Source organism: Halobacillus locisalis, from assembly GCF_013694105.1.
GTDB lineage: Bacteria > Bacillota > Bacilli > Bacillales > Halobacillaceae > Halobacillus > Halobacillus locisalis.
This window is the reverse complement of record NZ_JACEFG010000002.1, coordinates 892,943-908,405: the sequence shown is the minus strand read 5'-3', so window position 1 is coordinate 908,405 and position 15,463 is coordinate 892,943. Positions and strand designations below refer to the sequence as shown.

Genomic DNA, 15,463 nt, shown 5'->3' with positions numbered 1-15,463 from the left:
GAGTTTTTTCATGTCGCTATGACTTGATAAATCTAGAAATTTCCCGATATAAGAAGAAGGTATGATCACATTCAGTTCGGAGTGAAACCCATGCATAATTTAGTAAAACGATCCTTAGCTTCAGCTTTGATGCTTACAGCCCTTCTATCCCTTCCTATCACGATTTCTGCCGAAGAATTAGAAGATGCGATCCAAGAAGAACTCGGGGTAGAAACCTCCTTAACACCAGATGAAAAAGCGGAAGTGGAAGAACTCGACTTATCCCATTACGAGTTGAATTCTCTTGCTGGGATTGAAAGGTACAAAAACTTGAAAAGATTAGATCTATCCCATAATGAATTGACATCGATTATGTCACTTTCCTATTTGGAAAACTTAGAAGAACTTCAGTTACATAACAACGTCATTCGGGATATAGAAGCTTTGGACGGAATGGAGACTTTGTCTATCCTTTCTTTGTCTGCGAATCAAATTACAGACATCACGCCGGTTCGCTCTCTTGTGAATCTCCGTGAACTTAAGCTGAATAGCAACCGTATTTATGACCTTAGACCTGTCCGTAATTTAGACTCTCTACGTCACTTATATGTTAATGACAATGAGCTAGACTCACTAGACGATATACGCCCATTATCAAAATTAGAGACACTATGGGCAGATCATAATAATATCTCGGATGTAAAGCCGCTAAAAAATATGACCAATATGAAGAGTCTGCATTTACAATCCAATCAGTTAACGGACGTGGCTCCGCTTCGGAATCTGGTTCAGACAGAATCTCTGCTTTTAAGCGATAATCAATTGACCACCCTTTCTCCATTATACAAATGGGAAAAGGTCAAAGAGCTTCGCGTAGAGGAAAATGTGCTGGACGTCACGACTCCTTCAACCGAACTGGACTGGATGAACAGACTACCAATCGAGTCAGGTTCCCTGACATACTTACCACAGCAAGGTAGCGAGTCCGGAAACGATACCGACTCCACCATTCAGTTTACCGACCAGAACTTTGAAGAAGCGATACGTGAATTTCTCGATAAAGAAGACGATGAGGAGATTTTCAAGAATGAGGTGACGCACATTCCCGTGCTCGATCTTCAGAATAAGAATCTATCGAATATAGATGGAATCGAACATTTCCACTCTTTAGAAGAACTTTATTTATCGAATAACCAGATTGAATCGATCAGTCCATTGCAAGACTTGACCGATTTACAAAAGCTATACGTCAGTAACAATCAGATCGACTATCTATGGGGATTAAAGGATCTAAAGAGCCTGACGCACTTAGGGTTATCGAACAACCTCATCACGTCGACCATCTTCTTGGATGACTTGGATAAATTAGAATGGCTGAACTTATCGGACAATTCCATTCTCGATGTCCATCCTTTAGGGCAACTGACGAACCTTGATTCTCTTTATCTATCCAACAACCAAATCAAAGAGATCGAAGGCTTGGAACCGCTGGGTGACTTGAAAAATCTATGGATTTCAGACAATCGTATTACAGATATCGATGTCCTCGATGAGATGAGAGATTTGAAATCACTGCACATGAGTAAAAATAGAATCAAGGATTTATCTGATATCGATCGCCTTTCCCGATTAATTGAACTGTACGCAAATGAGAACGAGATTGAAGACCTCAAACCGCTCAGAGGTTTGAATCGTTTATCGCGAATTCACCTCGCTTATAATCAAATCGAAAGTGTCGAGGACATCGATCAGCTCCCCTCTTTAGAGCATGTGAACCTAGAGGGGAACCTGATTTATGACTTATCCCCATTGGAGTATGAGTCATTCTCTGATGTAACGTTCAACCTGACCATGAATCAGCTCATGGTCGACCACCCCGACACGAAAGACCTGATCGATGAATTGACGGAGGATGGAAACATCGTCGAATCAGATCCACAAGATACGTTACAGTTCCTGAACTTCGGGAGAAAATTGAACGTCGCGACAGATAAAGAATGGACCATCACCTTTAACAGCAAGCCTGACTTACATGGTGATTCGATCTTCCTGCTGGATGAAAATAAGGAAGTCATTCCCCTATCCACAAGCATTCAGGGGGATACCGTGAAAATCCGTCCTGCATCAGGTGGCTATGAGTATGATACGACCTATCAGTTATTCATTACGAAATTCAATACATTCGGTGAAGATGACCTCCCTCTTGGTAAGCATGCGATGATGTCATTTACGACTCAATCCGAACATGCAGTAGACGCGAAGCCGACCGTGATCGACTTAGGTGGAGTAGTTTTGACCTATGAGAATCATTCCACAGAAGTAATCATTGAATCTTCACAATTGGACTTGTCTAAAGGAGATCCTTATTTACTCATTGATGGGGATCGATTAAATTTCGTAGATGACGAAAACGGCTATTATCGCTTGGAAGACATCCCGAGCTATTATACGAAAAACGAACTAGAAGGAGCTGTCGTGCACTATGACTAAATGGAAATTAGGTTGGGGGCTCCTGTTAGCGTTGGCAGCTTCCCTCATTCTCACGCATACGGTCAGCGCCGAACCGACCATTTCGATATACGGTAATCACACATTGATTTTGAAAAAAGACTCCGATGAGAATGATCATCTACTAGGTTGGGGATGGAATGCGTTTGACCAGCTGGCAATCAGCGATAATCAGACATCTGTTCCAAAAGAGATTTCTACAACCATCGATCAGAAAATTTCGAGTGTCGAAACCGGGGATATCCACTCACTCGTCGTAACAGAATACGGAGAGGTGTTCTCGTTCGGCTCGAATGATAGTGGACAAGCAGGGACTGGAGAAGCAACAACAACAGAACCTGAGCTCTCGCAAGTCATGGCTTTTGAAAAAGATGGTTCAGATGAGTTCGTCGAGCGAAAGTTATCGAATATCATACAAGCCACAGCCGGTGACAGCCATTCATTAGCTTTAAAATCCGATGGTACAGTCTGGAGCTTTGGTTCCAATCAATTCGGACAATTAGGACAGCACGAATACAAAGCGACCGGCGAAAAGCTGACAGCTGAACAAATTATCGGCTTAGAGGATATCGTACAGATTGAAAGCTTTGAACATCATAATCTGGCGCTTGATGAAGACGGTGCCGTTTGGGCATGGGGAGAAAATTGGGGCGGTCAAATGCCGGTCAGTTTTGCCTTTACCAAAACTCCTTATAAAATAAAAGGCTTACCTGACATCACCCAAGTCGCAACAGGGACTTCCCATTCATTAGCACTAGACGAACAAGGCCGTGTGTGGAGTTGGGGGAAAAATGACTTCGGCTTGAATCCAAACGCAACCGATATCGCCACCCCTTTTGTTGTCCCAACATTACCAGCGGTGGAACAATTGGCAGCCGGCGCTTTTCATAATCTTGCCTTAGATAAACAAGGAAACGTTTGGGCATGGGGTGATAATGCGGTCGGCGAATTAGGCATCCCTGTCTCAAGCCGAATCACGCAACCTCCTACGCAGTTGACAGCCATCAACGATGTTGCCGAAATCGATGCCGGGAACCGTTATTCGATCGCCAAGACTGCTTCAGGTGACGTGTACACATGGGGGCTGAACGAATACGGACAACTCGGAGACGGAACAGCGCTGAACCGCAGCCTGCCGACAGATTTGATTTTGTCGCTTGCTGAAGGAGTAGAAATCGATCGCGAAACCATTACCTTAACGGAAGGCGATGAAGCTCAGTTAAACGCAAAGCTCATTCCGAAGGGGGCTGTTGAAACAGAAATTCAATGGTCATCAAGCAATACGGATATGGTAACCGTCTCGGACGATGGAAAAATTCAAGTCACCGATGATATGACACGAATAGAAGGCAACCGCGCGAAGATTACAGCTTCGATTTTAGATGGTGCCTACACCGATACGGTGAATGTCATCATCGCCGTTCCTGTTACAGGTGTCGAGTTGAACAAAAAGTCCGTTACGCTTGAGCGCGTGCCTGAATGGATAGGCGTAACCGAGGATACCATTGAGCTTGAAGCCCTCGTTTATCCCTATAACGCGACAGATAAACGAGTGATTTGGACTTCTGATGATCCTGACATTGCAACGGTCAACACGCAAGGTGAAGTCACCTCGGTATCTGAAGGACGAACGACGATTACGGCTACAACGATTGATGGCGGCTTTGAGGACTCTGTAGACATCGAAGTCTCCGTACCTGTTGATCGCATTTATATCAAAGGATACCAGAATGATTTATATCTAGAGCAAGACGAAGAATATCAGTTGGAGTACAGAATTTTCCCACTCAGTGCCACCGATCAATATGTGTATGAATGGGAAAGCAGCGATTCTTCTGTCGTAAAAGTAAAACAAAACGGAGAACTCGAAGCCGTATCAGAAGGAACCGCTGAAATTACCGTCACCACCTTATATAAGAGAAAAACAGGCAGCATTACTGTTCACGTCTATCCAGAAGACTATGTCGATCTGTCAGCTTTTGAAATTGCAGAGAGTACGGTCGAAGTCGATGCAGAAGATAGCATCCGCTTAACACCGACTTTCTATCCAAGTAACGCAACCAATAAGAAACTGACCTACTCTTCTAGCAACAAGGATGTCGCCACTGTTTCCCAGTCAGGAAAAGTGACAGGGGTCAGTACAGGGACAACCACCCTATACGCCCGCTCCGCTGATACTGGAAAAGTAGACAGCGTCAAAGTCGTCGTCGGGACAACAAACGATGGCTGGGTAGTCAAAAAAGCAAAAGACAGCGTTTTAGAGAACAAGTACTGGAAGATAGCCTTCAGTACAGATATCAATCCAGACACCATCAATAATCGATCTGTCTATATCCGAGAGGAATCTAGTTCAAGAAAGCTGGATATTAAAGTCGCTTTAGTAAGTAATCGTGAGTTATATGTCATACCTGAGGATCGCTACGACCGAGGCGAAGATTATGAATTGTATATAACGGACGACTTGAAGACGCCTGATGGGGAAAAGTTGAGTCATAAGGTGAAGTTTAAGTTTCGTGTTGAGTAACAAACAAACCGGGTTGACTACCATAGTTAACCCGGTTTTTAAATGTTTTGATTATAGAAGAAAGCCCGAATGCTTACTTAGCATCCGAGCTTTCTATTTTAGTATTCAATTAAGGTACATCGTTGTATGGTGCGAAGAATGGTTCAAGGACACCAATACGATCTAGCTCACTAACAGGAATCTGTTCTAGTACTTGGCGCATTAGATCAGGTTGCTGCATTAATTCATAAAGAGAGATTCTCTTACCGAATACATCTGTAATCTCTGGGACGTAGTCATTTTTAAACTCAGAACCAGGAGCTCCTTGTAAACGGAAGATTCTTGTTACTAGTTCATTTTCATTTACATCGTAAGCTGTGATCTCAAGCTGTGTTACATTTGAGCTTAATCCAGCAAAAGTTGCTGTAAATTTACCGTTCGCACCTCGTTCAAGCATGCTACGCTCATCCTGGTTAGTTGTAACCGTTAAGTAGGCTACATCAGGATCTGCTTCAACATCGACGTTTGTGATGTTCGGAGCCACTTGAGCGTCAGGAGCAAGTCCTTGACGATAATGGATGGTTTCCACGTTACGGATGTACACTTTCGGCACATCGATTGCGATATTATGACTCGGTGTTTGTAGAAGGCCTGAGTTCAACTCGTAAGATGATTTATCAAGAAAGGCATTCTTGAATCCATCAGCCGTTTTGAAATCTACATTAATCGTACTACTTTCTGCAAATGCACCGCCACCGTAATGGTCTTTTACAATCCCTGGTTCGATAACCAATTCATAAATGACGTCCGGGCGAAGCAGCTTCTGGTTATTGTCACCATGTTTAATTGTAATAATCAACTCATTCGGTCGATTTTCATTAATACTTGCAGTAGCAGTCAAGTTTCGGTTATCTCCAGAAGAGGAGATCTGTAGTTTTCCATCTGGGTTACCATTCAATTCGATTTTATCTCTAAAGCTAACAACAAGTTGCTGATTTAATCCTACCCCCAACTTGTTAATTCCAACCAATTCCGGAATACGATAAATATCGTCAGTAGGGTTCAAGCTGAAAGGAGAGTAGTTATGATCAAATGTATCGTTGCCTGGATTAAAGAATGTACTTGCGATTTCTGGTTTCTTTTCTGTGAAAAAGATAATTTGGTTAAATTCGTTACCTAAGTTCAGCTGGCCTAATCCAAAGGTACCTGTATCTAATGCCAAGCTACCCGCTGGAATACTTACGTAATATTCTTTACCAGGGTCTAATGCTACGAAAGGAATTTCAAGTATTGAATCATCTGAGTTATTTAGACTTACCGAACGATCATAATCTCGAAAATCTTCCCCATCGCTACCTACTATTTGAATTTGTTCACGACCTTTAGAGGTTATAGCAATGTCATCATCGAACCTTAGTGTCACTTCTCCTCTTCTGTTAGAAGCCACACCTCTCAAGTATCTGAAGTCCTGATCAGTTGGGGTATTTGATACACTAAACCCAGCCTGACTATTTCCAGCACCATCTAATAGAGATGGGAATGGATCTGTTGAGAAAAGAATCTCGCCATCTCCTGTGAAAATTTCTTCAGAAGAATTATCGGAAGTTGCACTAACGAACTCTGTATGAGGAACATTGATGATACTGTTCTGGCTCTTGTCTAATACCCCATTGTTGTCGAATTGAAGAATCCAAGAATCATTTTTATTAATTTCAACACCGTTAGAGATTGTCATGTAGTACTTGTAGTGTTCAAAGTCAGTAGTTCCTCCAAAATCACCTTGATCTCCAAACAATTGATTATCGAAATCAAATTCAAAATCTAGAAGAAGGTCCCCTGAAGCATTTTCTTCTAAGTTTTGTGTAAAAAGAGCGTTACGAGAAGTGCCATCTAAGTATTGAACTTTAAAGTCACGCTCATTAGGGTCACCTAAAGAATCTCCGGTGTAAGTCACACGTACGTATCGATCTTCTATAAGTTCGGGAGACGAAGCGTTAGGCTCAGTGTGACCACTGTCTACATCTACATTCGGTTTATCCATTTCAGGTGACGAAGCACCAACATATAATCGATAGTTCTTGTTTTCAGCCAATCCACTCAAATTAATCTCTTCATTTGTAAGACCTGATCTTAAATCTAGATTACTTCCATAACGAATGACTTTACCACCGTCTGTATTCAGCAAAAGATCTGGGTTTGATAACCCATAAACTTCTTCACTGTCCAACATAGTTTTCAATTCGCTTGAAGCATTAAATACATCGGTATCTGCTAATTCATCATTGCTATCAATTAATACATAAAATAGTCTACTAGAATCTATACCATCGTCAGATTCTTTCGTATCAAAACTAAAGTCTGCATTACTAGCACCGATGTTTTCTAAACGAAAGTCACTGAATTCATCGTTCAATGTCCCGTCTTTCAAACTCGCCGCACTAGCCTCATTGGGAACAAACAACGTTGATAAGACACTTAATATGACGACAAACGAAACAAGTTTCATGCTTTGCAATTGTCTCTTCACTAGAATCCCCCATTTACTTTAAAGTAACTTTTCTCTCCGTAATCTTCTCATTGAAATAATCATAGGCTATAACTGTTACAACATCCCGGGACTCAAGTCTTGGCGTAGCCAGACTGAACGTACTATCAACATCCGCATTCATTTCAATCTTCGTACGACCAGATACGACTTCCATACGAGAAACCTTATCCGTCACTTTCACCGTAATCGTATGAACATCAAGGAACCCGACATAGTCCGTTGTAACGCCAATAATCTGATCTTCAGCAACATAAGGCTTTTCGTCGCCATCAAACACAATCACTTGTACAGACGTAGTTTGCTGCGTATCTCCCACTTCACCAGAAATCGTGTATTCCCCTACGTTCGATGTATTGACTGTATCCCACTCGACACCTTCATTAGAAGTAGTGCCATCCTTGTAGGTTACTTGAATACTAGATGGAAGATTTGGTTGTTCTCCTTTTTGAACGGTGATCGGAGAGATCTGTTCGATTTGTTTCACATCCGATTCGATAACCGAAAGGTCAAAGCTCTTCGACATCTCGGCACCTGTGCGATCTTCAACCGTTATATCAATCGTTTCTGTTTCGATGTCGCGAGGTGAACCAGAAATTTCACCTGTCTCTTCATTGATTTCCAGTCCAGATGGTAAGTTGCTAGCATCCCAAGTATATGGGGCTTGACCATAATTCGCTTTCATAACGTGACTGTATGGTACCTCTACAAAAGCTGTATTTACTTCTTCTGTTTGGATTCTCATCATGCTCGTTTTCTTACCGACAATGAATTCAAGCAACTCTTTCGCATCTTTCTGAGAGATGTTTCCATCCCCATCGATATCCGCGAATTCCAAGTCCTCGCTACTCAGCGTACTGGATCCGTTCGCATGTTGAAGGATTTTCATAGCTTGTGCTGCATTTAACTCGTTCGTATCGTTTACATCACCCATGGAACGTTCATAGTAAACCGCTCCATCATATGTGGCTTCTACTAAGTCTTCATCATCTGCATCTTTGAATGACACGTTCTTTAACGTTATGTCATATGATTCTCCGACGTTGGAAGAATCCTCTACTTCGTATGTAACGTAACCAAGAATCGAAGAATCGATATCGATTTCGTTAGAACCAGAAGCCAAGAAGCTAATGTTGAGCGTATCTCCCTCTTCTCGAGATGTTGTCGTAAACATCCCTTTATCAAACTTCGGTGCCGCTTCAAATCCATCCAAGTCTAAGTTAGAACCTTCCACAGACACTTGCAAACTACCGGAATTAAGATTTCTTATATTGTGCATCTTCACAGCTACTCGTACTTCATCACTTGTCGAATAGGTTTGCGTTACTTCGACAACTGAATCACGATAAGCGAACGCTTGATTCGATGGGAATAACGTCGCTATAAGAACAAGTGCTGTAAATAAGCTGATGAGTCTCTTATTCATACCGTCGCCTCCTGTTGTTATTTAACTGTAAACGGCACTTTCACCGCTTGTTTCAATCGTGTATTGGTCATAGATCGTACGTTCTCAGAAACAATTAAACTATAGTCAAAGTAACGGCCCAATTCCTCATCAGGTGTAACCGTCAGGACTGTACCATCATTACTTAGTGACAGATCGGCTTTTACTAGATTTCTTCGACTTTCGTTAAGAATGTAGACACTTTGATTCGTGATCGATGAAGATAGCATAGGTGTACTGAACGTTACAGTCCACGTTTTATCGCCGACTACTTCCTCAGCTACTTCTATTTTTCCGTCGAATGGCTTTACGTATCCATCTTCAAGAGCGACCTTAATTTCTTCTCCGTCCTCATCAAAGACCTGTGTTGCAACTAATTCAAGGTCTGTTGCTTTCACGCCTTTTTCATGGGTCGTATAAAATTCAAGGTTCAACAGTTCTCCATCAGAAGAAAGTTCTTCTGTTGAGATCCATGCAAATTTGATGATGCCGTCTTTGGCTGCTTCATAATTCACCGTGGAAATCGAGCCACTTACAGCAGAACCCGCTTCCACCGATCTCGCATATCCCACTTGTGGGTCATAGCGTAATTCCAATTGTCCACTGGCCATATCTTCAACACTACTCGCTTCGACTGAAATCGAAACGGTCTTTCTCGCAGAATCCTCATACACGGACGAAACAATTAAAGATCCCTTTCCTACTGCTGATGCGTCTCCCTGCCAAGGCACAAGAGCAAAGAGCAGCACGAAAGAAAGCATGATCATACTGAAGCGTAACGACTTTGTTCTAAGATGTCTTTTTTTCATAAAAAATACTGACAAAGGCGATTTTTTCTATCCAAAATCCTCTGTCAACGTCTCCCCCTTTCAATAGGTAACAAAAATCTTCTCATTGTCTTTAATATCGGTAATCCTGTCATAAATTGAAGAATATTTATAACAAATCCGCCATTTTACTCATGAATACCCTTGGTAATATTTTCTCCTTGCCAAAGAGTGAAAATGACCTTCACTTATCAAGAAAAACAAAAAGGGTCTCCCCTTAAGATGGGAAGACCCTTTACTACTGAGCTCAAAATCTATTATTCACCTGCAACGTCCGTAATACGTCCTTCTGTTTCTGGTGAGATCGTGTCGCCTTGAGATTTCAAGTATTCAACGAAAATCTCGTAATCCATGAATCCTGGCTCGCTGACACGGTTTTCTTCATACGCTTTTTCAAACGTTGTATAACCGTCGCCGCCTTGGATCGTGAACAAGTTACTCGCAACATCATAGTTCATGTCCGCTTCAAGTGGTGTGTAACCATCTTCCGTTTCCACTTGAACGTTCACAATACGCTCACCTGCAGGCTGGCTGCTGTCATATTCGAACTTCATACCAGCTACGTGAAGGAAGGCACCTGATGCTTCTGGAGCCATTTCAACACTGTGTTCAAGTGCTTCTTCAATCTCTGCACCTGTGAGATTCATGATTCCTAGTGCATTACCGAACGGCATCACCGTCAAAACTTCACCAAGAGTTACAGGACCTTCATCTATTGAAGCACGAATTCCTCCACCGTTCGTTAACGCAATCGCTGTATCCGGGTTGATGCTTTGAGCTTTCGCAAGCATACCGTCAGCAATCAAGTTACCAAGATTCGTTTCTCCAGTACGAACGTCTTCTCGTACACCGTTAAGGACAACGTCAGAAGATACCCCGATTTCTTCATTTTTAATAGATTCTACTTGCTTTGTATAAGGTGCTAGTTTAGATGCAAACCAAGCATCTTCTTCTAAACCGTCAAGCTCAACTAGTTCTCCAGCATAACTTGTTACGACACCATTTTCGTCAAATTCAACTTCTAGTGTACCGAGGTTATCACTATATTCACCCGTTTGAACTAGAACAGTAGGCTCTTCATCTCCGACAACTCTAGGAGCTAGTTCTGTATGAGAGTGACCGCCGACAATGACATCAATGCCCTCAACGTTTTCTGCAAGAGCAACGTCGTTATCATAATCCACGTTGTCGTTATATCCAAGGTGCGTAAGGGCAACGACTTTATCAATGCCTTGGTCTTCAAAGGACTGAACCATTTTCTTCGCTTCCGCAATATAGTCTTCAAAAGCAATATCAACTGGACTAGAGATATCTGGTGTTTCAACCGTTGTCAGGCCGAAGATCCCCACTTTCTCTCCATCCACTTCTGTTACGATTCCGCCGTAAATCTCTCCGTCTTCTGGTGTCGAAGCGATTTCGTCTCCGTTATTCATTTCATCGAATAGGGAATCACCAGAGAAGTCCACGTTCGCAGCTACGAACGGGAAGTCCGCATTGTTAACAAAATCAGCTAATGCTTGATGTCCATTCTCGCTTTTACCAAGATCAAATTCATGGTTACCGAATGTCATCGCATCATAGCCCAATTTGTTCATGAATTCTAGGTCAGCTTGGCCCAAAAATTCCTGGAAATAAAGAGTTCCGGAGAAAACATCACCTGCATCAACAAGCAAAGCTTCCGGGTGATACTGACGGTAATCGTCAATCGCCGTCTTCTTCTGTGCGATGTTTTCAATATGACCATGCGTGTCGTTCGTGTGCATCACAGATAACTCGAACTTGCCTTCTTGCTCATCCATCATGTCATACGCTTTCTTCAAGAAGATTGCGTAGTCGCCACGTTTGGCTGTCGCGTATGTACCGAATTCATCTTCTGTCATACCACTTGTCACATCATTCGATAAAAGCGCTTCCACAGCATCCTCATAACGGTCCGTTACGTCCGTGAATGGTAACTGTTCAACACCTTTTAATCCAAATCCTTTTTGAATCCAAATCGCAAGTTCTCCACGAGTGATTTCATCTTGAGAGCCGAAGGACGTTTCAGATTTACCATTCGTAATGCCAGCTGCTTTCAATGCACTGACAGCACCCTGACCACGTTCCGGAACATCAGTGAATCCAGATTCATCGACTTCTTCTGTATCCAAACCTAACACATTTGCCAAAAGAATAGCCGCATCGAGACGCTTGATCGACATTTGAGTACCGAATTGCGTTTCGGAGTACCCGTTCGTTGCTTCCTGTTCAAGCAAGAAGTTGACTGCATCTACATAACGATCCGATACGTCACTGAAATCCTTTGCATCCGCAGTCGCCGCTGGTGCAATCGCCGCTGCCATCGCTGTCGTCGCAGCTAAAGAAGCGACAATTTTGTTAGTTTTCCCCATATTACTCTCCCTCTCTCTACCCTAGTATTTGTCATTTTCATTCATGAAAAGTAAATAAATGAAAAATCCATTATTTTCAGTATAGCAAAACCTTTTTAAAGGAATCTATATCATTTTGTAAATTTTCAGCTTTTTTTGACTCTTCTCATCAAATTTTTCAGGCTGCAAATGGTTTAACATGGCGGTTCTAGGTAAATATAAACCTAATAGGGTTGCGAACGATATCAACTATCTTTAAAATAGTCAGGCACGTTATTTTTTAGGAGGATTTTTTTTACATGGCCAACAGAGAAAGAAAGAAATTAGAGAAATCGTTGAAACCCCATTGGGTGTGGGCGATTGCGTTTGGATCCGCGATTGGTTGGGGAGCTTTCGTCCTGCCGACAGACTGGATCGATCAAGCTGGACCGATTGGCGTCATCATCGGTATTTTACTTGGTGCCGCATTGATGATGATCATCGGTGTAAGTTACGGGTTTTTAATTGAGAAGTTCCCGGTAACGGGCGGCGAATTCGCTTATGCTTACATTGGGTTCGGACGATTATTCGCTTTTATAGCCGGATGGTTTTTAACACTCGGTTACATTTGTATCGTCGCTTTGAATGCATCGGCACTCGCATTGCTCGCCAAGTTCTTGTTCCCAGACCTCGTGCGAACAGGAAATATGTACACCGTCGCTGGCTATGAAGTATCGATTATTCAGATTGCCATCGCTAGTATCGCTCTTATTTTATTCGCTATCTTGAATATACGAGGCGCCAGCTTTTCTGGAAAGACGCAATTCGTGTTCAGTATTATCTTGATTCTAGGCATTACGCTGCTCGGTGTAGGAGCCATTTTTGCAGATGGACCGAGCCTCTCGAATGTCACACCTGCCTTTAACCCTGACCAAACAGCGATTGCATCCATCCTGACGATTCTTGCGATTGCACCGTTTGCTTATGTCGGGTTTGATAACATCCCGCAAGCTGCAGAGGAATTCGAGTTCGAACCGAAAAAAGCGTTCGGATTGATTATCTGGTCCTTACTTGCAGCCGGAATTGCATACAGTGCTATGATTCTAATCACAGCAAGCTCGATTCCTTGGCAGAACTTACTTGCTCAGATTCAGGAAACTCAGTCCGTTTGGGGAACAGGAGACGCCATTGAAAGCTACATGGGTCGTGCCGGTGTGTTCATTATTGCGGCAGCCGTTTGTATGGGGATATTCACAGGACTGAACGGCTTCTACATTTCAGCGAGTCGGTTGACCTTCGCAATGGGCCGTGCCCGAATCTTGCCGAATATGTTCAGACAGTTGCATCCGAAACACAACACACCTTACGTTGGTATATTATTCACTATGGCGATTTGCTTGATAGCTCCTTGGTTTGGACGCCAAGCACTACTATGGGTCGTTGATATGTCCTCAACAGGTGTGGCGATCGCTTACTTTTTCTGTACGGCCACAGCTTATAAATTTTTCCGCTGGTCGGATAAACAGCCGGCTCGTGGGTATGCTGATGTTGTCGCACCAGGTAAGAAATTCTTGTCCTTGATCGGCATGCTTAGTGCCATTGGATTCTTAGTATTACTTCTACTTCCTTGGTCACCAGCATCTCTCGGAACCGAGTCCTATATTGCGCTAGGAATTTGGATCCTGATCGGTATTGTATTCTATCTATTCAATTCCGGACGCTACAATAGTATAGATAGAAAAGAATTGAACTACTTGATTTTAGAAAAAGAAGAAATTGAATAAAAACAGAAACCTCGCTCATTTTTGAGCGAGGTTTTTTTATATCACCTCCACTTCAATCGCGTTACAAAACTTCGTACCTTCGAATTATGTCATTTGTATCTGGGCAGATATGTTACAATAAACTATTGAAAGGTAAAAAATCGAGGTGTTTACTTTGACAACTAGAGTTGTAAGAAGACGAAAACGAAATCGAAAAAAGAAGATTCGACTCGTCGTAACTTTCTTATTTATCATAGCGATATTTGTGGGTGTAGGCTTTTACTATGCATCTCAGGTATATACGGCATCCTATCAAGATTTAGAGCGTGGCGAAAAGTCTGATCTACGTGAAGAAGCCGTTGATATAGGGAAAGACCCTATTTCGATTTTGTTGCTTGGCGTTGAAGATTACTCGACAAATGGCGGAGCTGGGCGAGCAGATACTCAAATTGTGATGACACTCGACCCTGAAACAAAGGAAATGACGATGACGAGCATCCCCCGAGATACTCGTGTTGAGCTACCCGAAGAAAAAGTCGGTCAATACGCCGGCTCTCATAAGATTAATGCAACGTACTCTCTTGGAGAATTATCCGGTTACGGTGCTGAAAAATTGGCTGTCGAAACCGTAGAAGACTATTTAGGTATTCCAATCGATACGTATGCGACGGTAAACTTCGAAGGATTCATTGAAATCGTTGATTTACTCGGTGGCGTAACGATCGATGTCGAAGAAGGCTTCTGGGAACGAAGTAGTATCGATTATTACAAAATCATCGAGTTTGAAGAAGGTCCAACGAAAATGACCGGTGAAGAAGCATTGGCTTTCGTACGCATGAGAAAACGGGAAGATGTCGGAATATCCTACCCACGTGACGAGCGACAGCGTCAATTCATTAAGGCATCGATAGATCAAGCAATCTCAGCTGGCACGATATTCAAAGTAGGACAAATATCTGATGTGGTCGGTCAGAACATCTCGACCAACCTGTCTCCTCGTGAAATATATGCCATCCAAAAGGCATTCTCTTCTGATGAAGCGGACACGAAAACGATCAACATTGAAGGCAACAATGAACGGTTGGAAGATGGATTATTCTACTTTGTACCTGACGAAGAAAGCTTAGAAAATGTAAAAGACGAATTGCAAGATAAATTGAACTACAACGATTCGGGGGAAAGTGCTATGAAGAGCAGCAACGCTGACAACCCTACATCCTAACCGAAAAGCGATTGGCATTTGGCTGCCAATCGCTTTTTTTGCATTATGTGTGACTTTGTCCGAATTCTAGGTAAATGTCCGATATATCACCATTCCTGTCCGAATTACATGTACTGGTGTCCGATATCCTGCTGTCTTTGTCCGAATCCTAACCAAATGTCCGATATATCACCATTCCTGTCCGAATTACACGTGCTGGTGTCCGATATCCTGCTATCTTTGTCCGAATCCTAACAAAATGTCCGATATAACGCCTCTCCTGTCCGAATTACCAAAACCGGTGTCCGATATAACACCACCCACGTCCGAATCAACCGCGAAAAT

General features: G+C 42.6%; 8 protein-coding genes. 4 read left to right on the top strand and 4 right to left on the bottom strand.

Translation table 11 applies throughout. The features are described 5' to 3' along the window. Nucleotides 1-90 precede the first annotated feature (90 nt). Entirely contained in the window at nt 91-2,469 is a 2,379-nt protein-coding gene (locus H0266_RS11445; RefSeq protein ID WP_181472512.1) for a leucine-rich repeat domain-containing protein, read from the top strand. Continuing rightward, nucleotides 2,462-5,011, top strand: coding sequence for an RCC1 domain-containing protein (locus H0266_RS11440; protein ID WP_181472511.1), 2,550 nt, complete (start codon nt 2,462-2,464; stop codon nt 5,009-5,011). The genes H0266_RS11445 and H0266_RS11440 overlap by 8 nt, the downstream gene beginning before the upstream one ends. A 109-nt stretch (nt 5,012-5,120) precedes the next feature. Here H0266_RS11440 and H0266_RS11435 read toward each other — a convergent pair whose 3' ends face one another. The 4 genes from H0266_RS11435 to H0266_RS11420 all read right to left on the bottom strand — a co-directional run bounded on the left by H0266_RS11435 (nt 5,121) and on the right by H0266_RS11420 (nt 12,196). After that, nucleotides 5,121-7,517, bottom strand: coding sequence for a hypothetical protein (locus H0266_RS11435; protein WP_181472510.1), 2,397 nt, complete (start codon nt 7,515-7,517; stop codon nt 5,121-5,123). A 13-nt stretch (nt 7,518-7,530) separates the two neighbouring features. Further along, on the bottom strand, nt 7,531-8,961 hold the full coding sequence (locus H0266_RS11430; protein ID WP_181472509.1) for an Ig-like domain-containing protein: 1,431 nt from the start codon (nt 8,959-8,961) through the stop codon (nt 7,531-7,533). Nucleotides 8,962-8,978: 17 nt separating this feature from the next. Beyond that, nucleotides 8,979-9,788 carry a cohesin domain-containing protein gene (locus H0266_RS11425; protein WP_181472508.1) on the bottom strand — a complete coding sequence of 270 codons (810 nt, stop codon included), beginning with the start codon at nt 9,786-9,788 and terminating at the stop codon, nt 8,979-8,981. A 275-nt stretch (nt 9,789-10,063) separates the two neighbouring features. Further along, nucleotides 10,064-12,196, bottom strand: coding sequence for a 5'-nucleotidase C-terminal domain-containing protein (locus H0266_RS11420; RefSeq protein WP_181472507.1), 2,133 nt, complete (start codon nt 12,194-12,196; stop codon nt 10,064-10,066). 278 nt (nt 12,197-12,474) lie between these two features. Here H0266_RS11420 and H0266_RS11415 point away from each other — a divergent pair, with 278 nt between their 5' ends. Both H0266_RS11415 and H0266_RS11410 read left to right on the top strand, forming a co-directional pair. Next, entirely contained in the window at nt 12,475-13,938 is a 1,464-nt protein-coding gene (locus H0266_RS11415) for an APC family permease (protein ID WP_181472506.1), read from the top strand. A gap of 145 nt (nt 13,939-14,083) precedes the next feature. Continuing rightward, on the top strand, nt 14,084-15,139 hold the full coding sequence (locus H0266_RS11410) for an LCP family protein (RefSeq protein ID WP_425484300.1): 1,056 nt from the start codon (nt 14,084-14,086) through the stop codon (nt 15,137-15,139). Nucleotides 15,140-15,463 lie beyond the last annotated feature (324 nt).

Excerpts from the sequence above, each read along its gene's own strand:
- H0266_RS11445 (WP_181472512.1), top strand. The coding sequence starts at position 91 with ATGCATAATTTAGTAAAACGATCCTTAGCTTCAGCTTTGATGCTTACA.
- H0266_RS11440 (WP_181472511.1), top strand. The coding sequence starts at position 2,462 with ATGACTAAATGGAAATTAGGTTGGGGGCTCCTGTTAGCGTTGGCAGCT.
- H0266_RS11430 (WP_181472509.1), bottom strand. The coding sequence starts at position 8,961 with ATGAATAAGAGACTCATCAGCTTATTTACAGCACTTGTTCTTATAGCG.
- H0266_RS11425 (WP_181472508.1), bottom strand. The coding sequence starts at position 9,788 with ATGAAAAAAAGACATCTTAGAACAAAGTCGTTACGCTTCAGTATGATC.
- H0266_RS11420 (WP_181472507.1), bottom strand. The coding sequence starts at position 12,196 with ATGGGGAAAACTAACAAAATTGTCGCTTCTTTAGCTGCGACGACAGCG.
- H0266_RS11415 (WP_181472506.1), top strand. The coding sequence starts at position 12,475 with ATGGCCAACAGAGAAAGAAAGAAATTAGAGAAATCGTTGAAACCCCAT.